The sequence below is a fragment of the Psychroserpens mesophilus genome, from assembly GCF_050617655.1.
Lineage (GTDB): Bacteria > Bacteroidota > Bacteroidia > Flavobacteriales > Flavobacteriaceae > Psychroserpens > Psychroserpens mesophilus_A.
Map to the genome: position 1 here is coordinate 1 of NZ_JBODQC010000315.1, position 254 is coordinate 254.

Genomic DNA, 254 nt, shown 5'->3' on the forward strand with positions numbered 1-254 from the left:
GGTGTTAATTATTTCCTTTTCAACGAAGGAATGAGTGCTTTGGAAGGGGCTGGCATTGCAAGAACGCAGATTTTGGATATTTTGGCCAACGGGCAATACAGTCCAGGGTGGTACAATATAGCGTCCAAGGGTACCATTGATAGTATGTTGGCTGCTTTCAATACACCAGCCGTTGGCGCATCCGGTGCCATTTACGGTATTTTGGTGGCTTTTGCTTTTATGTATTCAGAAGCCAAATTGATGCTGATATTTTT

Annotated in this window: 1 pseudogene; it reads left to right on the forward strand. The window is 43.3% G+C overall.

The features are described from left to right. A pseudogene (locus ACRHNM_RS17400) lies at positions 1–254 on the forward strand (rhomboid family intramembrane serine protease); the annotation flags it as partial.